This window comes from Amycolatopsis sp. SID8362 (assembly GCF_010550475.1).
Lineage (GTDB): Bacteria > Actinomycetota > Actinomycetes > Mycobacteriales > Pseudonocardiaceae > Amycolatopsis > Amycolatopsis eburnea.
In genome coordinates, this window is sequence record NZ_JAAGNB010001437.1 from 1 (window position 1) to 1986 (window position 1986).

Below are 1986 nucleotides of genomic sequence, written 5' to 3' on the forward strand. Positions count from 1 at the left end.
GTTCACCCCCGGCGCGACCGGCAACACGGCGACGCGGCGGACGTCGCTGGTCCGGTTCGGCCCCGACCTCGCCGACCGCGGCGCCGAGGTGGCGAAGCTGCTCGGCGGGCTCACCACGCAGCAGTCCGCGTCGGTGCCCGCCGGGCACATCGAGGTCGTGCTCGGCTCGGTGTACGCGGGCCCCGGCGCATCGGACGGCGGGGGCGCCCCGGCCGCCGGTGACGACCCGATCACGTCGAGCGGAGTCGTCTGCGTGAATTGACGCGCCCAGCACGGGATTTCGTGAAATCGCGCGAAGTTTTTCCGCGAAGCACCGCGATGATGTTTTCCGCCGACCGGACCACGGCGGACCACGCGGGTGACTGGTCTTGACGCTGCCTGCCTGGTGAGGCAGGGTGCGTTGACCGTCGGCGGCAGCACCGCGGGACGGACCGGAAAAGATCACCGGATCGGTGGCGAACCGGAAAGTCGATTTCACGAAATAGGGAAAGTCCGAAACCTATGCGCATCAGCGCCGCCCGCGGACGGTGGCTCCTCCCGGTGCTCGTTTCCGCAGTTCTGTGCGCGGGGTGCCAGTCGGCGTCCGGCACGGCGCACTACCCCGAGCCGATCGACGCGTGCAAGCTGCCCGGCGCGGACATCCGCGACCGGCTGGCCCCGGGCACCGTCGAAGTCCCGCCGGACTCGATCAAGACGGCCGAGGCGAAGGTGGTGCCGCAGGACCGCTCGACCGAGGGCAACGAGCTCACCGGCTGCAAGCGCCTGTTCGCCCGCGACCTCGGCGGCGGCAAGCCGAACCCGCAGGACTACCGGGTCGTCACGATCGCCGTCGTGCGCTTCACCGACTCCGACACCGAGAACGCGGCGTCCCAGGCCACCCAGCTGATGACCGACGCGCTCGGCGACCACTCGGGCGTCCGCCTCGCCACCGGCGTCGGCGACGAGGCCGGCTTCTCCGAGCAGTGGGCCGCCGTCCGCTCCGGCAACGTCGTCCTGGGCCTGGCCATCGCCGACGGCGGCACGGAGGCCGCGCTGATCCCACCGGCGACGCTCGACAACGTCCAGGCCGTGGTCACCGCGATGACCGACACCCTGCAGCGCGACTACCGCGGCTGAGGCGTTGCGCCCGCGGCGAAACCCGCTGACGGCGGCGAGCCGCCTCCGGCATCCTCCCGAAGGACCGGGAGGGGGCCTGTGGCCGGAACGCGGGGTGGGTTGTGGCGGCACCGGGACTTCCGCCTGCTGTGGGCGGGCGAGACGACCAGCAAGCTGGGGAGCAACGTCACGACCGTCGCCCTGCCGCTGGTGGCCGTGCTCGGGCTGCACGCCGGCCCGTTCACGGTGGGTCTGCTCGCGGCCGCGGCCTGGGTGCCGTGGCTGGTGCTCGGCCTGCCGGCCGGCGCGTGGGTCGACCGGCTCCCGCGCCGGCCGGTGATGCTGTGCTGCGACGTCGTTTCGGCACTGGCGCTGGCGAGCGTCCCGGTCGCCGCCTGGCTCGGGGTGCTGACCGTGTCGCAGCTCGTGCTCGTCGCGCTGCTCACCGGGACCGGCAGCGTCCTGTTCGGCACCGCCTACCGGGTCTACCTCCCGGTCCTCGTCGCCCCGGCGGACCTGCCGGAGGGGAACGCGAAGCTGCAGGGCAGCGAGTCCGTCGCGCAGATCGCGGGGCGCGGTCTGGCCGGGGTGCTCGCCCAGTGGGCGGGCGCGGTGACCGGCCTGCTCGTCGACGCCGTGACGTTCCTGGTCTCCGCGGCGTGCCTGGCCGCGGTCTCCGTACGGGAGCCACCGCGGCCGGCGGCCCGGCCGCGGACCACCCTGCGCCGCGAGATGGCCGAGGGGGTGCGGTGGGTGGCCCGGGATCGGTACCTGCGTTCGCTGGCCGTGTTCGGCGCGGTCGCCAACATCGCGCTGACCGGGTACCAGGCGATCAACGTCCTGTTCTTCGTGCGGGTGGCCGGGATCCCGCCGGGCGCCGTGGGTGTCCTC

Annotated in this window: 2 protein-coding genes and 1 pseudogene; all 3 read left to right on the top strand. The window is 73.5% G+C overall.

Annotation, left to right across the window (positions count from 1 at the left end; translation table 11 throughout):
- Nucleotides 1-262, top strand: a pseudogene (locus G3I65_RS44330) (LytR C-terminal domain-containing protein); the annotation flags it as partial.
- Between the two features lie 278 nt (nt 263-540).
- Entirely contained in the window at nt 541-1116 is a 576-nt protein-coding gene (locus G3I65_RS44335; RefSeq protein ID WP_309236002.1) for a hypothetical protein, read from the top strand.
- A 78-nt stretch (nt 1117-1194) separates the two neighbouring features.
- Nucleotides 1195-1986: MFS transporter (locus tag G3I65_RS44340; RefSeq protein ID WP_160701418.1), on the top strand; the 792-nt coding region annotated here is incomplete at its 3' end.